This window comes from Aeribacillus sp. FSL W8-0870 (genome assembly GCF_037963755.1).
GTDB lineage: Bacteria > Bacillota > Bacilli > Bacillales > Aeribacillaceae > Aeribacillus > Aeribacillus composti.
In genome coordinates this window covers 1,257,238-1,280,701 of record NZ_CP150165.1, presented here as the reverse complement: position 1 = coordinate 1,280,701, position 23,464 = coordinate 1,257,238, and the positions used below count along the sequence as shown (strand labels likewise).

Here is a 23,464-nt window from a genome sequence, read left to right as displayed (position 1 = left end):
CAGGAAACGGCTAGCTCGCCGTTTCCCGAAGTTTCCGTCTTATTTGCCTTTAAAATTCGGCTTTCTTTTTTCGACGAATGCTTCGACGCCTTCTTTGAAATCTTCTGTAGTGCGAAGCAATCCATAGGCTTTTCCTTCTATTTCAATTCCTGCACTAAGCGGTGTTTCATCGGCTGCATTGAGCACTTGTTTACATACTTTTAATGCAAGCGGAGAGAAGTTTACAAGCTCTTCAACGAGTGAATCGACAGCGCTTTCTAGTTCTTCCTTTGGAACAACCTTTGTGATAAGGCCCCATTGATACGCTTCCTCAGCAGGAATTCTTCTTGCACGCATAATCATGTCTTTTGCGCGAGTTAATCCTACTGCTTTAGCCACCCTTTGTGTTCCGCCGCTTCCCGGAATCATACCAAGATTCATCTCAGGCAGTGCTAATAATGTGTCGTCTGCTGCAATTCGAAAATCACATGCCATAGCAATTTCAAAACCGACTCCAAACGTATAGCCTTGAAGCTGAGCAATGACAGGCTTTGGAGAACGTTCTGGTGCTGCAACGTTTACAGCAAGATGTGATAATTCTTCTTGATGCACTTCCAAAAATTCAGGGATATTCCCTCCTGCACTAAATGCCTTATCTCCTTCACCTTTAATAATAATGACGCGAACATCATCGTCTTTATTTAACTCATCAAAAATTTCTGGAAATTGTGAGCGAGCTAGCATGCTAATATAATTCATTTTTTCTGGACGGTCGAAAACAATTGTTGCCGTCTTTTTTTCCGGATTTTTTTCAACTCGAATGTGATCATATTGTTTTACTGCTTCCATGTTTTGGTTCCCCTTTCTTTTTTGAAAAAATTAAACGATTTTTTCACTTTCATTTATATATAGTTCAAATTCTCCCGTTTTGAGTTTACGACGGAGAATTTTCCCAACAGCGCTTTTCGGTACTTCTTGAATAAATACATATTTTCTTGGACGTTTAAAGTTTGAAAGTTTTGTATTATTTTTACAATAATCGTCAAGTTCCTGTATGGTAAGTGACGGATCTTTTGGTACGACATAGGCAGAAACAACTTGGCCCCAGCGCTCATCTTCTTCACCAATTACAGCAACTTCATGCACTTTCGGATGCTTGGCTAAAACATCTTCTACTTCAAGAGGATGTATATTTTCTCCGCCGGAAATAATCATATCATCGACACGTCCGACGACATATAAATCTCCATCCTCATCTAATTTGCCAAGGTCTCCAGTAAAATACCATCCATCCCGAATGGCTTTTTTTGTTGCATCCGGTCTATTCCAGTAGCCTTTAAAGCTTTCTGGTGATTCAATATTGGCAATAATTTCTCCCAGTTCTCCTTTTTCCACCACATCCTCTGGAGTTGCATGGCCATCAGGATCTGCCTTAACAATGCGGATATTTTGATGAAAGCCTGGCTTACCAGCACATCCTGGCTTTTCCATCACATTTGGATTGATCGTAAATGTATAAATTTCAGTGCTGCCATAATGGTTCACAAACACTTCAGGCTTTAACATTTCAATACATTTTTCCGTTAAAGCTGTTGTCATGGAAGCGCCCGCATAACCGATTTTTTTCAACTTAGACAAATCGTAATTAGGAAATTCAGCGTGATTTAACATATCGTGATATAACGTAGGTACTAAGTAAAGGCATGTAATTTCTTCACGTTCTATTAATTCCAACGCTTCCTTTGCATCAAAATCAGGCAGAATAACATATTTTCCATTTAAAAACATAATAGATAGAAGGGAGCGCATTCCCATCGTATGATAAAGCGGCATTGTCCCTAATGTACTTTCCCCGTCTTGATATTGGTTTTGGATAATATGGGCTAGCGCTGCACTATATTCATTTTTGTGCGTTCGTGGAACTCCTTTCGGTTTTCCTGTTGTTCCGGACGTATAAAGCATAAGAGCGATATCGTTATCATCTATCGTTGGCTTTTCCAAGCTGCCAGGACTTCTTTCAACAAGTTCATTATAGTAGATATCAGCACCTTCCACTTCGCCAAGACCAATCAGTATTGGCTTTTGCTGAAGATTTGCTTTCAAAACGGATTCCTGGCTTACGATTTCGTATATGACAGCAGCAGCCTCAGCATCATTGACACAATACTCAACTTCTTTCACCGAAAGGCGAAAATTAATTGGAGTGTAAACGGCTCCAATTTTTTGCAGAGCCCAATAAATCACTGTGTTTTCAAGACGATTTTTTAAAAGGATCATAACGCGGTCATGCTGTTTAATGCCGATTTTTTGAAGTGAAGCAGCGACTTTTTCCACTTCGTTATGATATTGCCGGTACGTATACCTTCTGTCTCCTTCTACAACAGCAAGTCGATTTGGATGACGCTCAACAGCAAATTCAAAAAGAGTTAAAAGGTTCATATCATCATCACCTTTCCACCCGAGCATGATTACTATTTTCTTCAACTGTTTTTTGAATTGCTTCTATAATTCCAACATAACCCGTGCATCGGCATAAATGTCCTGATAGCATTTCTTTTATTTCTTGAACGGAAGGATTCGGATTTTTTTGTAAATAGTCAGTTGCTGACATTAAGATTCCAGGTGTACAGAACCCGCACTGAAGGCCGTGACATTCAATGAAATTTTTTTGTAATGGAGTTAATTGACCGTCTTCTCCCAAACCTTCTACTGTTGTGATCTCCTGCCCATCCACTTGAACCGCAAATATGAGGCAGCTTCGAACAGCTGAACCATTTAAATGGATCGTGCAAGCACCGCACACACCATGTTCACAGCCGACATGCGTGCCAGTGAGACCGCACGTTTCTCGTAAAAAATCACTTAACAGCAATCTTGACTCAACTTGTTCTTTATACTTTTTCCCGTTGATCGTCACTTCAATTTCATGAACGCTCATTGGCTTCACCCCTCGCTCGTTCGTAGGCTGATTTCACCGTACGCACTGCCAATTTTTTCGCAAGATGTCTTCTATATTCAGCAGTTGCGTGTATATCTGACTCTGGATCTACCATTTCATCCACTATATCCTCGACTTTTTGGAGAAGGGAGTCAGATAAAACCTCTCCTTTCATCCATTCGTTTGCCCCTACTATTAACAATGGCGTTGCTTCAACACCGCCTAATACAAGTCTTACATTTGTAATGCGATCTAAATGATCAATCGTTAATTGACAAGCAGAGGCAACGAGTGCAAAATCACCGTGACGACGAGAAATTTCATAAAATGAATATCCATTTCTTTCTTGTTCTATAGGAATGTGAATTTCCGTCAGCATCTCATTTGGCATTATGTCAGTTGTTAAATAAGTAATAAAGAAATCCTCGACGTTTACTTCTCGCACCTCTTCTTTAGAAGCAATATGAAGTGTCCCTCCGAGCGCCATCAATGAAAGAGGAATTTCAGCTGTTGGGTCAGCATGAACAAGACTTCCTCCAAATGTTCCCCGATTTCTCGTTTGAACGTGCCCAATAAAGGGAACCGCTTCACTTAGAAGCCCTAAATGCTTCTGAACTACATCTGATCTTTCAACTTCCGCCTGCCTCGTTAACGCACCAATTTTAACTTTGTCACTATCAAACTCAATAAATTGCAAATCATGAAGCTGATTAATGTCAATTAAACATTCTGGCGATGATAGTCTCATGTTCATTATTGGTACAAGACTTTGACCACCGGCAATGATTTTCCCGTCAAATCCTGCTTCTTCTAAAAGTGTTAAAGCTTCATCAACTGTTTTCGGGGAATAATAATCAAATTTTACGGGTTTCATATACTCCCCTCCTCGTTTAGTATTTTTAGAATCCTCTTTAGAGAGAGGCATTTTCCAGTTAGACTCTTTGATAACTTTTTCAGATAGTGTTGCTAACTGGCACTATCTGAAAAAGTTCCATTTTAGGGGTAGACTTTTCGTGATGCCCCTAGATAGTAGTATTAAGGATCATTGGGAGAAATCCATCAGCTATGACTACTTATAAAGTCTGTTTCTCCAGCTCTTGTTCGAACTTCTAACCCGCAATCTTGTTCCCTCTTGCCACCAATGCTGAATGTGACAGCTTCCAGACAGCATGGATTAGAGCAAGTTCTCGTGATTGATCAACAAGTGGACTGGGGACATCCCGAATAGTCCTTTCCACAGATCCTTACATGAAAGGGGTTATTTTCAGGAAAAGGGCAAAAATCGCTTTAAAGATGCTAAATGTAGCAAACTCCATTCAAAAGGCAGCCAGATTTTCTTATCAGTGCAGAAGACTCAATCGACCTTTTCATTTCGTCCACTCACAGTATGATCTAGCAGTTCAAAGGATTTGGAATTTCCAATTCCTTTGATTTTTGTGCTTGACTTGTATTTTCTCTATTTAAATAGATTGTTCGCTTTTCGCTAGTTCTTTATTAAACTTTTTAAAGAAGTCCTGAATGATTAATTTAGCTACACCATTTAGCATTCTTTGCCCAACCATTGCCACTTTTCCGCCAACTTCCGCTTCATACGTATAGTTCAATTCCGTCTTGTTATCGTCAATTGGAACAAGATCAACAACTCCTGCTGCTTCAACACTTCCTGGTCCGCCTTCCCCTTTTACAACGAGCTTATAATGGTTCGGTTTTTGAACATCAGCAATTTCAATGGTTGATTCATATTTTCCTTTCACAGCAGCAATTCCAATAGATACTTCCGCTTCATATTTGTTTTCATTGACAGGCTCTAATTTTTTACAGCCCATAATGCAATTTTTTAATGCCTCTGGGTCCAGCAGCACTTCCCATGCTTTTTCAATTCCTGCATTTAATGTTACGCTCCCTTTTCCGTTCATGATGAAACCTCCTGTTTTTTAGACTGATTCAAAATGTTCCATACTTTATTTGGTGTTACTGGTAATGAATCAATCGTCACACCATATGGCTTCAACGCATCATTTACTGCATTTGCAATGACAACAGGTGCACTCATTGTATTTCCTTCTCCAAGACCTTTAGCGCCTAATGGTGTAAGTGGTGACGGGGTCTCGATATGTTTGATCGTTACATTTGGTACTTCAGGCGCTGTTGGACATAAATAATCCATAAACGATCCAGTTAAAAACTGACCTTTTTCATCGTAGACGAGTTCTTCATACATGGCGCCGCCAAGCCCATGGACTAGGCCTCCCAATATTTGTCCATCGACAATAAGCGGATTTAATAGTTTTCCTGCATCGTGAACCGTGAAATAATCAAGAATGTGAATGTCACCCGTCTCTGGATCAATTTCAACTGTCACTAAATCTGCAACAAATCCATACGTAACCGATGAATTAATTAAATCCTGATCATCCGGCGGTTCAGCCTGGGCTGTATAATAGGCTGTTTCATAAATTCCAGGCTCCATCCCTTCTGGTAAAGAAAGCGGATTCCAATGGGCTGATCCAACAACCCTTTTTATAGAAATAGATTTAGATGGATCGGTTTTGGAAACAATGTTGCCTTTTTCAATTGTTAAATCTTCTTCCTTCGCTTTTAAAAAATGTGCAGCAATTTTGATAAGCTTATTTTTTACCTTATGTGCTGCGTAGTACACTGCACTTGATCCGAGTGACGCAAACCGGCTGGAATAGCTTCCAGAAGCAATGGACCATGCACTTGTTGCTGTATCAAGTTCAGCTACAACATTAATTTTGTCATGCGGAATTCCGAGAATTTCCGATACGATTTGGCTAGCGACCGTTTCATGCCCTTGTCCGGACGGTGTTGTACTAATGCGCACATTCACATTTCCCATAGGATCCATCGAAATCGTCGCCGCTTCTGAACAACCAGATTTCGGCAATCCTGCTTTTCTTTCCTCTGGAGTTAAGGCGATCGTAATGTATCCCATATTCGAACCGGATGGTTCAACGATCACAGCGAGTCCAACACCAAGAAGCTTTCCCCTCTTGCGTGCTTCAGCTTGTTTTTTTCTGAATTCATCATATTTACCGATTTTTAATAGCAGGTCAAATGCTTTTTCATAGTCGCCGCTGTCATACACTCCACCAGATGCCGTTCTGTATGGAAATTGTTCTTTTTTAATTAAATTCCGTCTGATCACTTCAGCTGGCTCTAATTTTAATTCATCTGAAATGATTTGCATGATCCGTTCAAGAGGGAAATACGTTTCTTGTCCCCCATATCCGCGTATAAGCCCTGTTGGCAATTTATTCGTCATAACGGCATACGCATCAATCATTAAGTTGGGAATATCATAGGCACCGGTTGTGTTAGCATGATTCCGGTACAGACATGCCGGCTCTGGTGCCCGGATATATGCACCAACATTGTCAATCATTTTCATTTTTAATCCGAGTATTTTTCCGTCATTTTTTACTGCTGCTTCAATATATGTGACTCGATCCGTACAGCTTGAACTAGCTGCTAAATGCTCCTGCCGGTCCTCGATCCATTTCACTGGACAGCCTACGAGACGGCTTACAACGGAACAAAGAACGATATACGGGAATATTCCTGCCTTAATTCCATAACTGCCGCCAATATCTTTTGGTATAATAATCCGCAACCGATTGCTTGGAATTTTTAATGCACCTGCCATAATCGAATGAAGTACAAACGGCCCATGAAAGTTCGCGTGAACTGTATAACTATCAGAGCTATGATCGTATTGGGCGACAATACCATATGTTTCAACTGGTGTTGCAGAATATTTCGGAAAATGAAAACGATGCTTGATGATTTTGTCAGCCTGCTCAAAAGCCTTCTCTACATCTCCATAATGAAAAGTTCGATGATTAGCGATATTTGAACCAACATTTTCATGTAAAATAGGTGCTCCATCTTCTATTGCACGTTCAATATCTACAATTGGTTCAAGATTTTCATATTTCACCTTAATTTTTTCTAACGCATCCTCCGCAATATAACGGTTTTTGGCCACGACAACTGCTACTGGCTCACCTACAAAACGAACTTTATCAATAGCAATTGGATAATAGTGTACTGGAGCACTGACGCCAACACTAAAAGGATTTAATAGAGGATGTACATCCTTACCTGTTACAACACCCTTTACTCCAGGAATTTCTAAGGCTTCCGAATAATCGATAGACACAATTTTGGCATGCGGATAAGGGCTCCTTAAAATGGCCACATGACCAGTATTCGGCGGGGTACCGATGTCATCAATATATTTTCCCTGACCAGTCAATAATCTAGCATCTTCAACACGCGTCACTCTTTTCCCAATCACTTTACTCATTTAACTTACCTCCTTCCGAAGAAATCTCTCATAATTTTGTGGTGACTCAACAACTTGAGGATATTGCAATCGCAGCAAAACAAATATCATTACGAATTTTTGCCCTTTTGGCTCATCCCTTTAAAGAACTGGATGACCTTTTTAATTCGATATTTTGCTTGAACAATAAACAGGTTCCCATTTCTTTCATAGCATTGAATCACGGCACAATAACGCAACAACGGTGTCAGTCTTGTCAGATGCATTTTTTAATCTTATTTTTAGCAATGTAATCAGCCTTGATTGGTAATATCTCCTAAAACCAATCGGTTTACTTATTTCATAGAAACTTCAGTTCTGAGTTAAGTCAGCAACAATACCGCTTAACTGAGATTTTTTACTTTCATCCACGGTATTTTGGTCAATACATTTCCAATAGATGGTATTAATAGATTGTGTTTGACCATCCGCTTTGAAAAACCTGCAGCTGATATCACTCAACAAAATATGTTTTTTCACCTTTATGACTGATGTATCTTTTTTAGGAATAAGCCATTGCCGCCAGCTCTGATAATTTCTTTCCTGTTCCGCCTCTGTACACCGTCATAATTTCAGCCAAAATACTAAAGGCAATTTCTTCCGGTGTTTTCGCTCCAATATCAAGACCGATAGGACTATGAATTTGCTGAATAGAAGGATGAGCCTTCAGAGTTTGGCTGCTTTCAATTAATTGGGCAGTTCTTTTTTTCGGACCTAATAGACCAATGTAAGCCGCATTTGAATGAATGATGGATTCTAATATTTCTTGATCGTGTAAAAAATTGTGTGTCATTATAATGACATATGTGTTTTCATTAAACGAAACGTCAGGAACAGACCCTTTAGGATAAACTTGGATAAAATCAGCATCAGGAAAATTATTTTCATTGCAATGAGTAGGACGATGGTCAAGAACAGTCACAATCCATTTCAAGCTTTTCGCCATTTTGACAAGCGGAATGGCATCAGGACCTGCGCCAAAAATCTTTAAGTGTGGTGGTGGACTTAATGATTCATAATATACGTACAATTCTTTTTCACCACCTAAATAAACCATTTCATTTTTTAAATTGTTTTTCCGATCTTGATAATCATGAGCAATTTCAGAAACGGTAATAAGTGAGTCGTCATTACTTTGCAAAGGGTCTAGGATCCACATTTTTCCTTGAAGATTTTCATCTTTCGCATTCACGATCGTGACAGCGTGTAATTGTTTTTGGAGGGATTGAGAAAAATATTGATCAATCACTTCTGTCCTTTCAGGCTGCTTTTTTGGCAGATATGGTTGTAAAAATATGTTCATTTTCCCATTACAGCCGACACCAAGTCCCCAAACAATATCCTCTTCTCCGTAAAAATCATAGTGGAGAACTGCCGGCTTACCCGTTTCGAGCACTTTTACAGCATGTTCTACAATATCTGCTTCGACGCAGCCTCCGCTTAAAAGACCTGTTATCTTTCGATCTTCTGATACGAAGCATTTTGCCCCTGTCTTTTGGTAGGTAGATCCTTTTGTAGAAATAATGGTTCCAATAACACCTGATAACCCTTCCTTTTTGCAGCGTTCCAATTCCTTTTTAATCGTAATCACGACTTCACCTCCTATTCTTTAAAATGAAACTGCTCCCGATACTCTCTTGGCGTCTTCCCAACCAATTTTTTAAAAGCGGTTGCAAAATAGCTTGCATTTGAAAAACCGGTATTGTTAGCGATAATTTCAATCGGAAGACTCGAAACTCTAAGCAGCGTTTTAGCTTTTTGAACTCTAACAAACGATAAATATTCCACAAATGTCATACCAACTTCTTCTTTAAACAATCGGCTGAAATAAGATGGACTTAAATATACTTGATTTGCCACTTCTTTTAGAGTAAGAGCATAGCCATAATTCATTTGAATAAACTGAATGGCACTTTCGATCGGATTTTTTAAGTCAGAGGAAAAATGACTTTTACCATTGATGGTTTGATTAATTTCTTTATTTAATCCTTGGGGCAAAATCCGCTCAAATGTATCAAGTAGTTCATTTTTGGAAAGCGGTTTCAACAAATAAGCTGAAAAACCTGAGTTGATCGCTTCCTGAACAAACTCGAACATTTTTAACTGAGTCACAACAATCACGGGCAAATCTGGATACAGTTGCAACGCTGATCTCCCTAATTTGATACCGTCTATATCTGGCAAGGAGATATCCACAATGAGTATAGTCGGTCGATTTTGCTTTAAAAGGATCATACCTCGTTGAGATGTACTTGCTTCATAAATGGAAAGAAAGCTGAATTTACTATCTTCAATAATTGACTTTAAATCCTTCCGAGCAGATTTATCATTATCAACAATTAATACATCAGCCAATTGCTCCCCTCCTTGTTTCTATATATTAGATAAAAATGTATTTTAATGGTTTAAAAATTTTGCGATTTCAATTTTGATTTTTTCTCTTTTGAATTTTCTAAAAAAAATAAAAAAAACAATCAGCATTTCATCACCAAACGCCGATTGTTTATCCTCCTATATATGACATCTCAATTTTATTTTTGTTCAACATACCTTTGTTTTCTGTACGTTCAACAGAATATTGATCTTTACGAGTTTGCCAAACACGTTCAATAGCCATTTTGATTTCTTCTGGACTTTTTCCTGAACGAATGAAATCCCGTAAATCAAATCCTTCGTGGGCATATAAACAAGTGTACAGCTTTCCGTCTGATGAAATACGCGCCCTCGTACAGCTTGAACAAAATGGTTCTGATACTGATGTAATAAATCCGATTTCTGAACCTGTGTCTTGATGACGATATCTCTTGGCTACCTCTCCAAAGTAGTTTTCATCAATTGGTTCAATGGAATAAACAGAACTAATCATCTTTACAATATCTTTTTTTATCAAGACATCTTTCATATTCCAGCCGTTTGTATTGCCTACATCCATAAATTCAATAAATCTTAATGGAATCCCCTTGTTTTTAAAATATTCCGTCATCGGCAAAATTTGGTGATCATTTACTCCTTTTTGTACAACCATATTTACTTTAACCGAAAAACCGATCGATACAGCATAATCAATATTTGCCAAGACCGTTTTTGCTGATACATCTCGGCCATTTAGACGGCGAAACGTATCGTCATCAATTGCATCAAGGCTGATGTTCAATCGGCGAAGACCTGCTTCATACAATTTTGAGCCATACTTTTTTAAATACACGCCGTTTGTTGTCAAACCAATATCATGAATTCCTTCAATTTTTGAAAGCATGGCAATTAGTTTATATACATCCTTTCGAAGAAGCGGTTCGCCTCCCGTCAGCTTAATTTTCTTCACGCCAAGCTCAACAAAAATTTTCGTGAGCTCGACAATTTCTTCAAACGTCAACAAGTGATCCTTCGGAAGGAATTGATAATCATCTCCGAATATCTCTTTCGGCATACAATACGTGCACCGGAAATTGCATCGGTCGGTTACAGAAATACGCAAATCGCGCAAAGGGCGGTGCCTCTGATCCAAGACTTGGTCTTTTTTCATTTTTTATCACATTCCTTTATAAGGATTTTCAAAAATGATCGATATTATAAATGTTATCCTATCAAATTATTAAAACGATTTCAAAAATATTGCATGAAAGGCAAAAGGACACTCCTTTTTCTTTCCTATAAAATTTTGTATAACAAAGAGGACTCCTTACAGATTATTTAGATAAAACGAAAAAATAACTACTGTTACACTTTGTCGTCAATCAGAAACAAAAACCGCCCGGTAATCCGGTTGGTCGTTTCGCATAATTTATAATTCTCAACATTTGTGCTTCTATTAAAAGCACTTCCTTTTATCAATTTAGATTCTAAGACCAGAAAGAGCTTATCAATGATTAAAAACTACAGCAAGTAAAAAAACTTGCATATTGAGGCTTGACATATTTTTATAACAACATTACAATAGGTATTGTCAAAAAAACGCATTAGAAATTCATCTGTTTTGTTAATATGATTCCGTAGCTCAGCAGGGAGAGCGCCACCTTGACAGGGTGGAGGTCGCTGGTTCGAGCCCAGTCGGAATCATCATTAAAAACCTTAGTAGACGTGGTTCTTGTGAAATACAAGAATCGCGTTTTCTTTTTCTCTTCTTTTTTACTGACTTTTTAACGGCGAAACATTAAAATATCAGGTTTATTCAACAGACTATTTAACTTGTAATTTTTTTTAAATGTAAATTTTGTTTACGCCTTTTATATCGTTCAAATTTTCCATTTTCTCGCGGCCATATTGTATTTTTTAATAATTTTAGTTATATTCACCTTTTTTGACTGTGCAATATGTTTTTACGCTAAATAAAGTTAGGTACAGCGAGCTAATTGGCGACAACAATAATTAGCAACACAATGTTTTATTTAATCTTCTTATCAATTGTTTTTAACAAATTACGTTTCTCCTTGTTTTAAAATATGCAAACTATTTTTTTACTTAAACTTTTTGATTCCTCCATTCACCAACTGTTGCGTTTGAAAAATTAAATTTTGGGATGACCAGATTTCAACAAAATTAAAAATGTACAGACCTTTGTCTGTTTTTAGGCCGATCCAAGCCTTTTGGGTCGGCTTCTTTTTTCGGCATGAAAAAATCGGATGAGACTTTAGTTCAATTAGACTAGAAAATTTAATTTTCTGTAAAAAAAATAAAATTTTCTAAATTAAATCTTGTAAATTTTTCCTACCACGCTGTATAATCAATTTGATCTATTCAGTACTCGGAGGGATTTTGATGAAATTACGTAAACTATTGTTTTCGATAGTGTTTGCATTTTCTTTTCTGTTGATCCCGTTTCACGAAACAACAAGCGCTCAGGCAAAAAATATGTATGTTCATTTTATTAATGTCGGACAAGGAGACGCAATTTACATAAAAGCTCCAAATGGAGAAGATATTCTCATTGATGGCGGAAATAACAATTATGGAGATGACGTTGTTAATTATTTGAAAAAGCAAAAAGTGGATGATATCGAAATAATGATTGCAACTCATCCGGACGCAGATCATATTGGCGGTTTGGACACTGTGCTATCTGCTTTTCGAGTAGAGCAAGTGTATGCGCCAAAAGTCAGTCATACAACGGAAAGCTACAAAGATTTTTTAAATGCTGTTAAGCGTGAAGGCAAAAAAATAAAGACCGCTCAAGCAAATGTTGCTTTGCCGATCAAAGGAGTTACCGCAAAATTCGTTGGGCCTGTCAAAGCATATCCAAAAAGTGACTTAAACAACTGGAGTGCTGTTTTAAAGCTTACTTACGGCAAAAAATCATTTCTTTTCACTGGCGATGCGGAACTTAAAGCAGAATCGGATATGATTAAAGCTAAACAAAATTTGCGAGCTGACGTCCTAAAAGTAGGACACCATGGCGCCAAAACATCTACAAGCACAGCGCTGTTAAACTCAGTAAAACCGACATATGCCGTCATTTCCGTCGGCAAGAACTCATACGGCCATCCTACTCAAGATGTGATCAATCGGCTGAAAGCATACAAAATAAACACTTTTAGAACGGATAAACAAGGCCATATTGTGGCAACAACGAACGGCTCCAATCTTTCCTTTAATGTAAAAGCGGCATCGTCCGGCACAGCAAGCAAACCAACTAGCTACAAATTAACAGCAAGTGTCGATAACAAAACTCCAAAGCAAAACTCAACAATAATACTGAATGTAAAAGGGCTGCCAAACGGAACAAAATATAAAGCTGTTTTTAAATACAAAAGCAAAAACACCACTTATACCGGTACTATTGGCAAGCCATTGTCGGTAAAAATCGGCCGTGCTGCAAAAGGTTATACTGTTAAAATCGATGTATCAGCCACTTATAAAAACAAAACTTATAAAGCACAAACATCTTTCACTCCTAGATAAGGTGGGACATTATGAAATTTATTATTGATCGATTTGAAAATGACATCGCAGTCTGCGAAGATGAAAACGGCAAAATAATCGAAATTTCAAAAAGCCAGTTGCCTAAAAATGCAGAAACGGGAGATGTAATTATTCAGAAAAATAACCGTTATTATGTCGATAAACAAGAAACAAGCAAACGAAGACAAGAAATTGAAGAGTTAATGGACGAATTGTTTGAAGATTAATCGTTTTTTCAATTAAGATTCCAAGCAAATATGATTGAAGTGGAAGTGTCAAATGATGCTTCCACTTCATTATTTTTTGCCGTTTTAGAATCGCGCCTATAGAGCTGATCATTCATTTTTTCCTCTATGCTTGGTTTTTATAGATTTAAATTTTCGTGTTCTATCGGATTTCATTTTGCCGTCTAGGTTGAAATGCCGCTCCATTTCCCATCTATTCGTGACATAAAGCGGTTTTTCTTAAACAACATTTTAATTTTGCAGCACAAAAATAAATCGGACTCACAATGTTCGTACCGAAAAGGGACGATCTTACTGGATTGATAGAAAGCAATTGGAAAAAATCATGCTATAAAACAATCGTTATAACCAACAAACTCGCATTTCAAATCATGCAGTCTAAAACGGAAAAATAAGTTTTCTGCAGGCTCTTTTTTTATTTATGATATAAAACTGTCCCGCTATCAACCGCTTACACACGAGCAGCCGTTCCCCAATAGATTTTTAGAAGCTTGCTGTATTTTCAATTTTGTTTGCCCCTTTTTCATTTTTACAAGCAATTCAACCTTTCAAAAAACCAGTTTTATTTTTCGCATAACAAAACAAGCTGAGTCATATCATCCTTTTGGAGAACGTCTTCTGCAAATTAATGGATTGATTCCAACACATCCTTTCTGTCTCTCCGACATTTTATCCTGATTTTGTTCGTTCCAATGTGAATTGCTCTCCGCGTTTATTCTGCGTTTCAATGATTCCGCCTGTAAGAAGACTGAATCATGTTCTAATCATTGGATCGATTCTTCCATGACAACCTGTCTTCTTTAAATGCTCTCACCCTTCACTTTTTGATCAGCTTTGTATTTCCATATATATTGAAACGCATATAATGCGATGAAAATGATGAGACCTGAAATGTCTGAAAAACGTTCTGGATAAATCAGCAACAGCCCGGCCACGACCGCGGCAATTCGTTCAATCAAATGCATTTTTCTCATCCAATATCCGATCATCCCGGCTCCAATTGCGATCATTCCGCAAAACGCCGTAAAGACTACCCATAAAATTCCAAGCCATGTCGTATCAATCATTAACATTTGCGGAGACAAAACGAAAATATACGGAATGATAAAAGCGGCGATTGCCAATTTTGAAGAGTGAATTCCCGTTCGGATCGGTTCTCCTCCTGATACACCGGCTGCGGCAAAGGCTGCAAGAGCAACTGGCGGTGTAATGTCGGCAATAATCCCGAAGTAAAACACAAATAAATGTGCAGACAGATCAGGTACCCCCAACAAAATAATCGCTGGTGCAGCAATCGTTGAAGTAATAACATAGTTCGCTGTAGTCGGCGAACCCATTCCAAGAATCAACGAAGCTATCATCGTCAGCATTAATGTCGGAATGAGATTGCCCCCGGCGATATCAAGCAGACCGTTGGCAAGCTTCAAACCAAGCCCGGTTTTCGTCACAACGCCGACAATAATTCCGGCAGCGGCTGTTGCTGCCGCAACCCCTAACGCTGTACGGGCGCCGTCGACGAGCGCTAATACAATATCCTTAAATGTCATCCGATTCTCACGATTTAAAAATCCAGCGACAATCGAAATGACTATCGAATAAATGGCAGCATGTGTAACGGTCACTCCTGACATTAGCAAAATAATAATAACAACGATCGGGGCTAACAAATGCAGTTTTTTCAAAATTTCTTTCCGATTCGGCATTTCTTCTTTTGACAAGCCTCTTAAACCGATTCGCTTTGCTTCAAAATGAGTCATGATCCAAATCCCTGCAAAATATAGAATAGCCGGAATAGCTGCCGCTTTGGCAATGTCCCAATACGTAATGCCGTTTCCGATAAATTCAACCATTAAAAACGCAGCTGCTCCCATTACCGGCGGCATTAACTGACCGCCTGTAGATGAAGAAGCTTCCACCGCTCCTGCAAAATCTTTGTTATAACCAAGCTTTTTCATCATCGGGATGGTAAACGCGCCGGATGTGACGACATTGGCAACTGAGCTTCCGCTGATCGTTCCTTGAAGAGCGCTGGAAAAAATAGCTACTTTTGCAGGACCGCCAATTCTGCGCCCTGCAACGGCAACGGCCAAATCATTAAAATATTGACCGATCCCTGTTCTGATTAAAAAGGAGCCGAAAAGGAGAAACAAAAAGATGAAGGTTGATGACACGCCTAGCGGAGTTCCTAAAATCCCTTCGGTTGTAAAGAACATAGTTTGAACAATTCGTTCAAAACTAAGACCGCTATGCTGAAGAAAATTAGGCATGCTAGGACCAAAATAGGCATACGCCAAGAAAAGCAGCGCGATGATCGTAATCGGCAGCCCAACCGCCCTCCTTGTTGCCTCTAAAACTAGTAAAATAGCTAAAATTCCGATATAAAAATCCGTTTCTGTCAATATTCCGACGCGCATTACAATGTCATCAATGAACAGCGGCCAATATGCTCCAACGCCAATACTTAAAAGCGCAAGGATGATATCATACCAAGCCACTTGAAATTTATATTCTTTCCTCTTTTTTCGATTAGCCGGAAACAAAAGAAAAATCAAAGCAAGCGCAAAACCGAGATGGACAGAGCGCTGGATTTGCGCTGTAAAAACACCGAAAATTGATGTATACAACTGAAACAGCGAAAATGCCAATAATCCGGCAAATGCGATGCCTCCCAACACGCCTTTTAGCTTCCTCGTTCCTGCTTCAGGATCATATTTTTCAAGCAGCATTTGCTGCTCTTCTTCTGACAGTACGTCAAATTTCTCTTTACTCACGAATATTCACTCCTTTCACCTGCTGCCAAATACTGATTTTTGCCGGTTTTATTCTTACCCATGAGCCGGGTCCAAAAAAATCCGCCAATTTGTAGCTGTTACCTTGATAAACGATTCGGTGATCGGCCTGTACTTGTCCAATTCTCAAATCAATATAGGAAAATTCTCGCTCCATGTTTTTTATAAAAAATTTTCCATCCTTTTCTAAAAATTTCCCCTCCCCTTCCGCATTAGAAGGCATTCCAACAGCAAAATTTTCATACTCAAGTTCTGTCTGAATGATTTTGTTATTGCGTAATGTATATGTCTCCTTCACATCCGTAAGATGGATGGAATGAGTGTACTGAATTTGAAACAAGTCATCATCACGGACAGGCAGATAACCTAATAAGTCATTCTGATCTTCATGATAAAAAGCGATGGCATTTACAATAGGAAGGAAAAATAAAAAAACGTTGATTGTCATAAAAAGGGGAAGACAGATGAACAAAGCTTTCATCCTAGCTCTCATGAAAATCCCCACCTAAAATGGAGTTACATATAATGAAATCGATAGACCGTTTAAAACGGCCTATCTTTGATGCGTTATGGCTGGATTCCTTTTTCTGAAAAATACGTTTCAGCCCCTGGATGAAGCGGCAAATTGCCTATTCCATCAAGGGCTGCCTCCGCTTTGATTAATTTGCCTTTTGCGTGAGTAATTTTATTTGTATTTTCAAAAATCGCTTTTGTAATATTGTATACGGCATCTTCATCCAATTCGCCGCGGACGACCAGCATCGCTTTTACAGCGACTGTTTTTACGTCCTCAGGAATTTTATATGTCCCCTTTGGTACTGTATCTTCAGCATAGTAAGGATATTTTTCTATCAATTGTTTGATTTTGTCATCCGCAATCGGAATTACTCTAATTTCTTTTTGTGCTGAGAGCGATTCAACTGCAGCCGTCGGTGTCCCCGCAGTAATGAATGCAGCGTCTATGCTTCCGGATTGAATGCCGTCCGTTGATTCGTCAAAAGATAAGCTTTGCGCTTTAATATCATCAAAGCTTAATCCATGAATTTCTAAAATTTGCTGTGCGTTTGCATTCACTCCAGACCCAGGGGCACCAACGGAAACCGACTTGCCTTTCAAATCTTCAACAGAATGGATGCCGCTATCTTTTGTTGTAATAATTTGTACCGTCTCCGGATATAAAGTCCCAATTGCTTTAACATTGTCGACTTTATTGTCTTTGAACATCAATTCACCGTTTAATGCATAAGCAGCAATATCAGTTTGCGAGAACGCAATATCAGCTTCACCATTTTTTAGCGCTTGCATATTTTCTGCTGATGCTCCTGAAGATTGTGCATTTGCATTAAAGTCCGTTTCTTCCGAAATAATTTGCGCCATCGATCCGCCGAGCGGGTAATAAGTTCCTCCTGTGCCTCCGGTTAAAATGCTTAACGTCTTGCTTCCTGCCTTTTCCCCGCTTTGATTGGAGCCATCACTTTTGCTGCTTCCTCCTTCGCTGTTATTTCCACACGCAGAAATGATCATTATGAAAAGAAGAGCTGTTAAGAATATAAGTCCGCTTCGCCATTTGATCATTGATACTCCCCCTTTTTAAATTCGTTTGACTTTGGGTGCATTACTATCATATTAAAGAACAAATGAAAAAATGTGGGATAATATGTCAGCTAGATTATCAACATAAATCGAGTAGGAGGGAGCGATTAACTCCCGTCCTCTCACACCACCGTACGTACGGTTCCGTATACGGCGGTTCAATTAAGATAATTGACGCAAGTCTTTATAACTTCCGTGAATAGCTGTTCTCTTTATGCCAGTGGTCACTCCACCCTCCAAGAGATCTCCCACGGGATTCACCGCTTCCTCCCTCAAGTGAGGTACTACGTTTTCTGTGTTCATCATGACTCACTGAATGCCAAGGGCTATTCTCTCTTAATTGTTCGGTCCTTCTTAGTTGTTCTAGACCAACTAATACTATGACCTCTGCTGACTTCTGACGGTTCAGCTACTTATCACTAAGTAGGTTATGAAGCGTACTTCACATATCCGCCAGACCTCCCCGGGTAAGAGTGTAATCTTTCCTTCCATCCATCTGCTTCATTTACTCTGTATCACCTTCGGCAAAAAGGGCTTTGTTTTGTCTTGCAAACTCACCCAGTGATACCTAGCCTCATATGAAGTTCGTGTTCCTCAGACCGGAAGTTTGCCGCTCGCTTCCTTCAGATTCCGCGTCACCACGGACACCCTTGCGTTAAGCTAACTGCTACTTCTGCCTTCGCAGCTCGGGACTTTCACCCTATAGATTACACCCATGCCGGGCGCACAAAAAAGACAGGAATTGTCGGTATTCGACATCTCCCTGTCTTCTATTAAGGTAAGAAAAAATTTATTGATAGGCCAAAACAGTAGAAAGACCAGACTCCAAATCATTTTTTAAGTCTTCAAAATTTTCTAGTCCTACGCTTAATCGAAGAAGACCATCGGTTATCCCTCTTTTGATCCGTTCTTCTTTCGGCATCGCGGCATGGGACATTTTAGCTGGATACGACAAGATCGATTCAACTGCACCAAGGCTGACCGCGAAAACAGGCAGCTGAACATGATCAGCAAGAATCTTGACCGCTTTTTCATCTTCTAGTTCAAACGATAAAACCGCTCCACCGTTGACACTTTGCCGCAAATGAATATCTGACCCTGGGTGATCGTGAAGACCCGGATAGTACACTTTTTTAATGGCAGGGTGCTTTTTCAAAAATTCTGCTAATTGAGAAGCTGTTTTGACGGATTGATCCAGCCGCACATGAAGTGTTTTTAACCCTCTTAATACAAGCCAGCAATCATGCGGGCCGAGAACAGCGCCGAAGGCATTTTGAAGCTTGTAAAGCTCTTCGCCAAGCTTTTCATCCTTCACAACTGCCAGTCCTGCCAAACAGTCGCTATGACCTGCCAAAAATTTTGTTGCACTATGTAAAACAATATCGGCCCCTAAATCGAGAGGCCTTTGCAAAGCCGGAGTCATAAATGTATTATCAACAAATGTTAAACAGCCGTTTTCTTTTGCAAGCTTCACAATTGCTCGAATGTCCGTCACTTTTAACAGCGGATTCGAGGGCGTTTCAATGTAAATCACTTTTGTGTTCGGACGTATATTTGCTTTTACGGCATCAAGGTCCGTCATGTCGACAAACGTATATTCAATGCCAAAGCGCGATAAAACATCGGCAACGATCCGGTATGTTCCGCCGTACACATCTTCTGTGACCAAAACATGATCACCGGAAGAAAGTAAAAGAAAAGCTGTTGATATAGCGGCCATTCCAGAAGCAAACGCAAAGCCTCTCACTCCGCCTTCCAGTTCGGCAATCGCCTCTTCCAACGCTTTTCGTGTTGGATTTCCTGAACGGCTGTAGTCAAATTCAGGAGATTCATCCAATGTTTGCTGATGGAACGTTGACGCTTGCTGAATCGCCACGCTGACAGCACCGGTTGTCGGGTCAACCTTATGTTTATTATGAATCAATTTTGTTTGAAAGCTCCATTGGTCATGCATTTAGTAAATCCCCTTTCGCAGCTGCTTGCAATGCCTGCTTGAGATCTTCCTTCAAATCCTCCACGCTTTCAATCCCTACAGAAAAACGGAGAAGCCGGTTGCATACACCGTTTTGAATTCGGATTTCTTCCGGAATATCCGCATGTGTTTGGGTAGCTGGATACGTTATAAAGCTTTCTACCCCTCCAAGGCTTTCCGCAAAACAGATTAATTTCAGATTCTGCAAAAACGGGTTGACCCATTCTTCTTTTTTCACACGGAAGGAAAGCATTCCGCCTCTGCCAGGATATAATACATCATCAATTTCAGGAAGCTCTTTTAAATATGCCGCCAGCTCCCTTGCATTTTCCTGATGTTTGGCCATTCTCAATGATAAAGTTTTCATTCCTCTAAGCAGCAGCCACGAATCAAAAGGAGATAATACCGCACCAATTGCATTTTGATGCATGGCTAATTTTTCGCAAATTTCTTTCCCTTTTGCACAGACCAGGCCGGCAAGGACATCGTTGTGACCGCCTAAATATTTCGTTGCGCTGTGAATCACGATATGCGCTCCTTCTTCAATCGGACGCTGCAAAACAGGTGTGTAGAACGTATTGTCAACGATCAGCAGCAAATTGTGCTTCCGGACCAATTCCGCCAACGAGGAAATCGATGTTTCCTGCATAAGCGGATTAGTGGGGGTTTCTAGAAAAATCGCTTTAGTATTTTCGTTTATTAATGATTCCGTATATTCGCGAGACGTAAAATCGTCATAGTGGAAGGAAAGACCGTATTTGCGCCACTCTTCTTCAAACAAGCGGTATGTCCCGCCATATAAATCTTTTGAAACGATCAGTTCATCTCCACTTTTAAATAAAGCCATAATCGTCTGAATCGCTGCCATTCCGGAAGAAAATGCAAATCCTTGATCGGCTCCCTCCAATTTGGCTATGGCGTCCTCGACAAGCTCTCTCGTTGGATTTTTTGTCCGAGTGTAATCATAACCTGTTGATTCACCTATTCCTTTATGCCGATAGGCTGTGGACAAATAAATGGGGGCGCTTACTGTTCCTGTAAGAGCTTCACTTCGATTTCCTAATTGGGCCAAAACTGTTTCAATATTCATCTTTGACTTTCCTCCTTTTTTAGTTAGTAAAAATGTGCTGCTTTCATTGCCTGTAGAGGAGGCTTTAAAAATAAAACGCCCTCTTCATAAGAAGAAGGCGTTTATTGTTTGGCTCCTTCTTATCTTCCAAGCATATCTTACGGCAAAATGCTTGCTGGATTTAGCACCTTGGTACAAAGGTTATCATGCCGCCGTCCTTGTACCGGTTGCTGAGACTTCTTCGGGCCAGTTCCCTCCGCCTCTCTCGATAAGAATTCCGATATGAACTTTTGATAGGTATAACTTTACCTCAGTTTTAAAAAAAATTCAAGACGTTTCCTGCCAACAATTCCGATAACTTTGATTTATTTTCAGTAAAACTAAAGAAAAATAAGAACTTTCTTTAAATAATCCGTCGATTCTTGAAATGTTTTTTTGCGAAAGCCAAAAGGGAAATTTTTTTGTATGGATCACCTTTGATCCTCCATCATTTCAATGAAGTGGTTTTATTTTCCCCTGAGGCTTCTCAAATTTTAATAGATTTTAAAATATAAATATTCAATTCGGAAGCTGTCGTATTTGGAGAAAAATTGTGAACGAGGTGATCTTCTTTAGAGGAATTGGAAAATTTTAAGAGTATTTAATAAACAGTGAATGAAACGATTGAATTGGCAAACTAATCGTTTGATAAATTTTTCGCCAACTTCTGTCAAACGAACCCGTACTCCATAAAGCAACTGAACAGAAAACGAAGATGCGATATTTGTTTTGCAGGTGAAGCTGGGAAGCAAAAAAGATGAACATAAACGTGCCGTTGGAAAATTTGCTGAACATTCTTTACTGATGCGCCTTCTCTTTTTTATCAATATTATGGAAAGGAAAGACTGTTTATGATGCTGTATATAATCGACAGCATACGAACCAATAATTTTCATGACGAGCAAATGATGGGGCAAATCAAAATTATGTGAGAAAACGCTTTCTAAAAACTGGAACATCATCAAAACAATGTGTACGGAATTTATTATGATTATGAAAGCGACTACAGAGGAGATTATTTATTAAGCATTGCAATTGAAGAAAATAATGGGGAAGCTTTTAATTGAAATCCCGAGGAACATGAAAATAAAGTTTTTCAAGTAGATAAAACGGACGAACAAGGCATTTTTAAAACTTGGAGTAAGATTTGGAAGCAAGAAGAAACTGGTTTAAGTAGAGCGTGCTTACACATATGATTTTGAAAAATACGGCCCAAATGGAGAAATTGAAATTCATATAGGCGCTGTCTAATAAGTCGATTTTCCGGCTTATAGACGCCCCTTTAATGTTTTAGAAATGTTGATATATCAATGTTTATAATCTTTCGTTTTCAATGGATTTTGACTTTCTGGACAGCTCCAAACAATGTGAAAAAACGGGAGCTTATTCGAGCGATTTGAATAAAAAGCTCTCACAACAACAGAATCCCAATATACAGGCATAGTCATAAACAACTTTTGGGATAAGCCCTGTTTTAACAACTGCTTCATCTTGAATTTACATCAACAAAATAACCCCCCTATCCAGAAGCCGCATAATATCAAAAAGCTTCTGTATAGGGGGTTTATTGCTTAATTCAAAAAGCTTGTATCTACAAGACCTTTAAGATCCGGTTTTTCTTTTAAAAATTTCAAGTCATAAGAAGAGTTAGAAAAGTCTTGAAGAACTTTTTCATCCACTTCGGTTGTATAGCGGACACGTTCCCAAGCGCTGTCGATAATTTCTGGGTCAAGCTCTTGATTTGTTATTTCTTTAATCGATTGAATGGCAATATCGCGTGCTTCCTCTTTGTTTTTATTGATGAAGTCGACTGCTTTTTTGTGGGCTTTGACAATATTTTGAACTAAATCTTTATTTTCTTTAATAAATTTGTTGCTCGTCACTAAAACAGTGTTCGGAAGCGTTGTGCCATAGGCGATATCTTTCGTATCGACAATCACTTTCGCCCCGTCTTTTATTAATAATGAAGCCCAAGGCTCAGGCACAGCGGCTAAATCCACTTTTCCCGATTCAAAGAAAGCTTGATATTGTGCCGGGTTTCCAGTTGTATGCTTTAATGTGCCGCCGATTCTTGATGAAGCAATGTCGTAATCTTGCAAGTACGTTTCAAATTGGACATCGTGAGTGCAGCCGACACCAGGAGTAATGAATGTTTTATTATGAATATCATCTAAGCTTTCGATTCCGCTTTTTTTGCTTGCTACGACGACAGTACCCCCAGATGACGCACCGGCAATAATTTTCACGTCTGCACCATTAGAATAGTTATTCATGACAGGAGCTGGACCGACAAGCCCGGCGTCAATTTCGCCGGTTTTCAACGCTGTCATAAAAGCACCGCCATCCGGAAAAGTTTTATATTCAATCTCTACCTGATCCCCTAGCGCTTCTTCATAGTAGCCCTTTTCCTTCGCAATCATCGCCGGAACATGGTCAATATTTGGGAAATAGCCGATGACTACTTTATTTTTTCCGCTTTTCTCTTTTCCTGATGCCTCATTCCCTCCGCCGGCTCCGCAGGCAGATAAAATCCCAATTAACAACAAGGTGATAAATGATAGCAGCAAACCTTTTCTCTTCATAATCTCAACTTCCTC

At 39.2% G+C, this 23,464-nt stretch carries 16 protein-coding genes, 1 tRNA gene, 1 pseudogene and 1 riboswitch; of the genes and pseudogenes, 3 read left to right on the top strand and 15 right to left on the bottom strand.

The genetic code is table 11. The features are described from left to right. Positions 1–39: 39 nt before the first annotated feature. From NSU02_RS06225 to moaA, 9 genes are all read right to left on the bottom strand, one after another. On the bottom strand, positions 40–828 hold the full coding sequence (locus tag NSU02_RS06225) for an enoyl-CoA hydratase-related protein (RefSeq protein WP_063387541.1): 789 nt from the start codon (positions 826–828) through the stop codon (positions 40–42). A gap of 30 nt (positions 829–858) precedes the next feature. Continuing rightward, positions 859–2,418, bottom strand: a complete 1,560-nt coding sequence (locus tag NSU02_RS06220) for an AMP-binding protein (RefSeq protein WP_339194782.1) — start codon at positions 2,416–2,418, stop codon at positions 859–861. A 7-nt stretch (positions 2,419–2,425) separates the two neighbouring features. Continuing rightward, entirely contained in the window at positions 2,426–2,917 is a 492-nt protein-coding gene (locus tag NSU02_RS06215; RefSeq protein ID WP_063387539.1) for a (2Fe-2S)-binding protein, read from the bottom strand. Beyond that, entirely contained in the window at positions 2,904–3,791 is an 888-nt protein-coding gene (locus tag NSU02_RS06210) for a xanthine dehydrogenase family protein subunit M (protein WP_339194780.1), read from the bottom strand. The genes NSU02_RS06215 and NSU02_RS06210 overlap by 14 nt, the downstream gene beginning before the upstream one ends. Positions 3,792–4,377: 586 nt before the next feature. Further along, complete coding sequence (locus tag NSU02_RS06205) at positions 4,378–4,833, bottom strand: carbon monoxide dehydrogenase subunit G (protein WP_063387537.1); 456 nt, start codon at positions 4,831–4,833, stop codon at positions 4,378–4,380. Next, positions 4,830–7,247, bottom strand: coding sequence for a xanthine dehydrogenase family protein molybdopterin-binding subunit (locus tag NSU02_RS06200; RefSeq protein WP_339194778.1), 2,418 nt, complete (start codon positions 7,245–7,247; stop codon positions 4,830–4,832). The genes NSU02_RS06205 and NSU02_RS06200 overlap by 4 nt, the downstream gene beginning before the upstream one ends. A 520-nt stretch (positions 7,248–7,767) precedes the next feature. Beyond that, positions 7,768–8,856, bottom strand: coding sequence for an XdhC/CoxI family protein (locus NSU02_RS06195; protein ID WP_339194776.1), 1,089 nt, complete (start codon positions 8,854–8,856; stop codon positions 7,768–7,770). An 11-nt stretch (positions 8,857–8,867) separates the two neighbouring features. Then, a complete protein-coding gene (locus NSU02_RS06190) occupies positions 8,868–9,620 on the bottom strand; it encodes a helix-turn-helix domain-containing protein (protein WP_063387533.1) in 753 nt (250 codons plus the stop codon). A 148-nt stretch (positions 9,621–9,768) separates the two neighbouring features. Then, positions 9,769–10,788, bottom strand: a complete 1,020-nt coding sequence (gene moaA, locus NSU02_RS06185; RefSeq protein ID WP_339194774.1) for a GTP 3',8-cyclase MoaA — start codon at positions 10,786–10,788, stop codon at positions 9,769–9,771. A gap of 460 nt (positions 10,789–11,248) precedes the next feature. Here moaA and NSU02_RS06180 point away from each other — a divergent pair. From NSU02_RS06180 to NSU02_RS06170, 3 genes and pseudogenes are all read left to right on the top strand, one after another. Continuing rightward, positions 11,249–11,321: transfer RNA gene (locus tag NSU02_RS06180), tRNA-Val, on the top strand. A 699-nt stretch (positions 11,322–12,020) separates the two neighbouring features. Further along, positions 12,021–12,848 (top strand): annotated as a pseudogene (locus NSU02_RS06175) (ComEC/Rec2 family competence protein); the annotation flags it as partial. A gap of 323 nt (positions 12,849–13,171) precedes the next feature. Further along, positions 13,172–13,387 carry a DUF3006 domain-containing protein gene (locus tag NSU02_RS06170; protein ID WP_327847680.1) on the top strand — a complete coding sequence of 72 codons (216 nt, stop codon included), beginning with the start codon at positions 13,172–13,174 and terminating at the stop codon, positions 13,385–13,387. Positions 13,388–14,205: 818 nt separating this feature from the next. Here the strand turns inward: NSU02_RS06170 and NSU02_RS06165 are convergent. The 6 genes from NSU02_RS06165 to NSU02_RS06140 form a co-directional block, all read right to left on the bottom strand. Next, positions 14,206–16,131: a TRAP transporter permease gene (locus NSU02_RS06165; protein ID WP_339195701.1), complete on the bottom strand. Its 1,926-nt coding sequence runs from the start codon at positions 16,129–16,131 to the stop codon at positions 14,206–14,208. A gap of 37 nt (positions 16,132–16,168) precedes the next feature. After that, positions 16,169–16,687 carry a DUF1850 domain-containing protein gene (locus NSU02_RS06160; protein ID WP_339194771.1) on the bottom strand — a complete coding sequence of 173 codons (519 nt, stop codon included), beginning with the start codon at positions 16,685–16,687 and terminating at the stop codon, positions 16,169–16,171. A 74-nt stretch (positions 16,688–16,761) separates the two neighbouring features. Continuing rightward, on the bottom strand, positions 16,762–17,769 hold the full coding sequence (locus NSU02_RS06155; RefSeq protein ID WP_339194769.1) for a TAXI family TRAP transporter solute-binding subunit: 1,008 nt from the start codon (positions 17,767–17,769) through the stop codon (positions 16,762–16,764). Between the two features lie 808 nt (positions 17,770–18,577). Then, positions 18,578–19,741 (bottom strand): cystathionine beta-lyase, encoded by a 1,164-nt coding sequence (gene metC, locus NSU02_RS06150; RefSeq protein ID WP_339194768.1) that lies wholly within the window; start codon positions 19,739–19,741, stop codon positions 18,578–18,580. After that, complete coding sequence (locus NSU02_RS06145) at positions 19,734–20,849, bottom strand: methionine biosynthesis PLP-dependent protein (RefSeq protein ID WP_063387527.1); 1,116 nt, start codon at positions 20,847–20,849, stop codon at positions 19,734–19,736. Before NSU02_RS06145 ends, metC begins: the two co-directional genes overlap by 8 nt. A gap of 116 nt (positions 20,850–20,965) precedes the next feature. Beyond that, a riboswitch (SAM riboswitch) is annotated at positions 20,966–21,103 on the bottom strand. Between the two features lie 1,335 nt (positions 21,104–22,438). Continuing rightward, complete coding sequence (locus tag NSU02_RS06140; RefSeq protein WP_063387525.1) at positions 22,439–23,449, bottom strand: aliphatic sulfonate ABC transporter substrate-binding protein; 1,011 nt, start codon at positions 23,447–23,449, stop codon at positions 22,439–22,441. Positions 23,450–23,464 lie beyond the last annotated feature (15 nt).

What these genes read in the sequence shown, in the direction of transcription:
- NSU02_RS06170 (WP_327847680.1), top strand. Translation starts at nt 13,172, where the DNA reads ATGAAATTTATTATTGATCGATTTGAAAATGACATCGCAGTCTGCGAA.
- NSU02_RS06155 (WP_339194769.1), bottom strand. Translation starts at nt 17,769, where the DNA reads ATGATCAAATGGCGAAGCGGACTTATATTCTTAACAGCTCTTCTTTTC.
- NSU02_RS06205 (WP_063387537.1), bottom strand. Translation starts at nt 4,833, where the DNA reads ATGAACGGAAAAGGGAGCGTAACATTAAATGCAGGAATTGAAAAAGCA.
- NSU02_RS06210 (WP_339194780.1), bottom strand. Translation starts at nt 3,791, where the DNA reads ATGAAACCCGTAAAATTTGATTATTATTCCCCGAAAACAGTTGATGAA.
- NSU02_RS06200 (WP_339194778.1), bottom strand. Translation starts at nt 7,247, where the DNA reads ATGAGTAAAGTGATTGGGAAAAGAGTGACGCGTGTTGAAGATGCTAGA.
- NSU02_RS06225 (WP_063387541.1), bottom strand. Translation starts at nt 828, where the DNA reads ATGGAAGCAGTAAAACAATATGATCACATTCGAGTTGAAAAAAATCCG.
- moaA (WP_339194774.1), bottom strand. Translation starts at nt 10,788, where the DNA reads ATGAAAAAAGACCAAGTCTTGGATCAGAGGCACCGCCCTTTGCGCGAT.
- NSU02_RS06140 (WP_063387525.1), bottom strand. Translation starts at nt 23,449, where the DNA reads ATGAAGAGAAAAGGTTTGCTGCTATCATTTATCACCTTGTTGTTAATT.
- NSU02_RS06160 (WP_339194771.1), bottom strand. Translation starts at nt 16,687, where the DNA reads ATGAGAGCTAGGATGAAAGCTTTGTTCATCTGTCTTCCCCTTTTTATG.
- NSU02_RS06145 (WP_063387527.1), bottom strand. Translation starts at nt 20,849, where the DNA reads ATGAATATTGAAACAGTTTTGGCCCAATTAGGAAATCGAAGTGAAGCT.
- NSU02_RS06215 (WP_063387539.1), bottom strand. Translation starts at nt 2,917, where the DNA reads ATGAGCGTTCATGAAATTGAAGTGACGATCAACGGGAAAAAGTATAAA.
- NSU02_RS06220 (WP_339194782.1), bottom strand. Translation starts at nt 2,418, where the DNA reads ATGAACCTTTTAACTCTTTTTGAATTTGCTGTTGAGCGTCATCCAAAT.
- NSU02_RS06165 (WP_339195701.1), bottom strand. Translation starts at nt 16,131, where the DNA reads ATGCTGCTTGAAAAATATGATCCTGAAGCAGGAACGAGGAAGCTAAAA.
- metC (WP_339194768.1), bottom strand. Translation starts at nt 19,741, where the DNA reads ATGCATGACCAATGGAGCTTTCAAACAAAATTGATTCATAATAAACAT.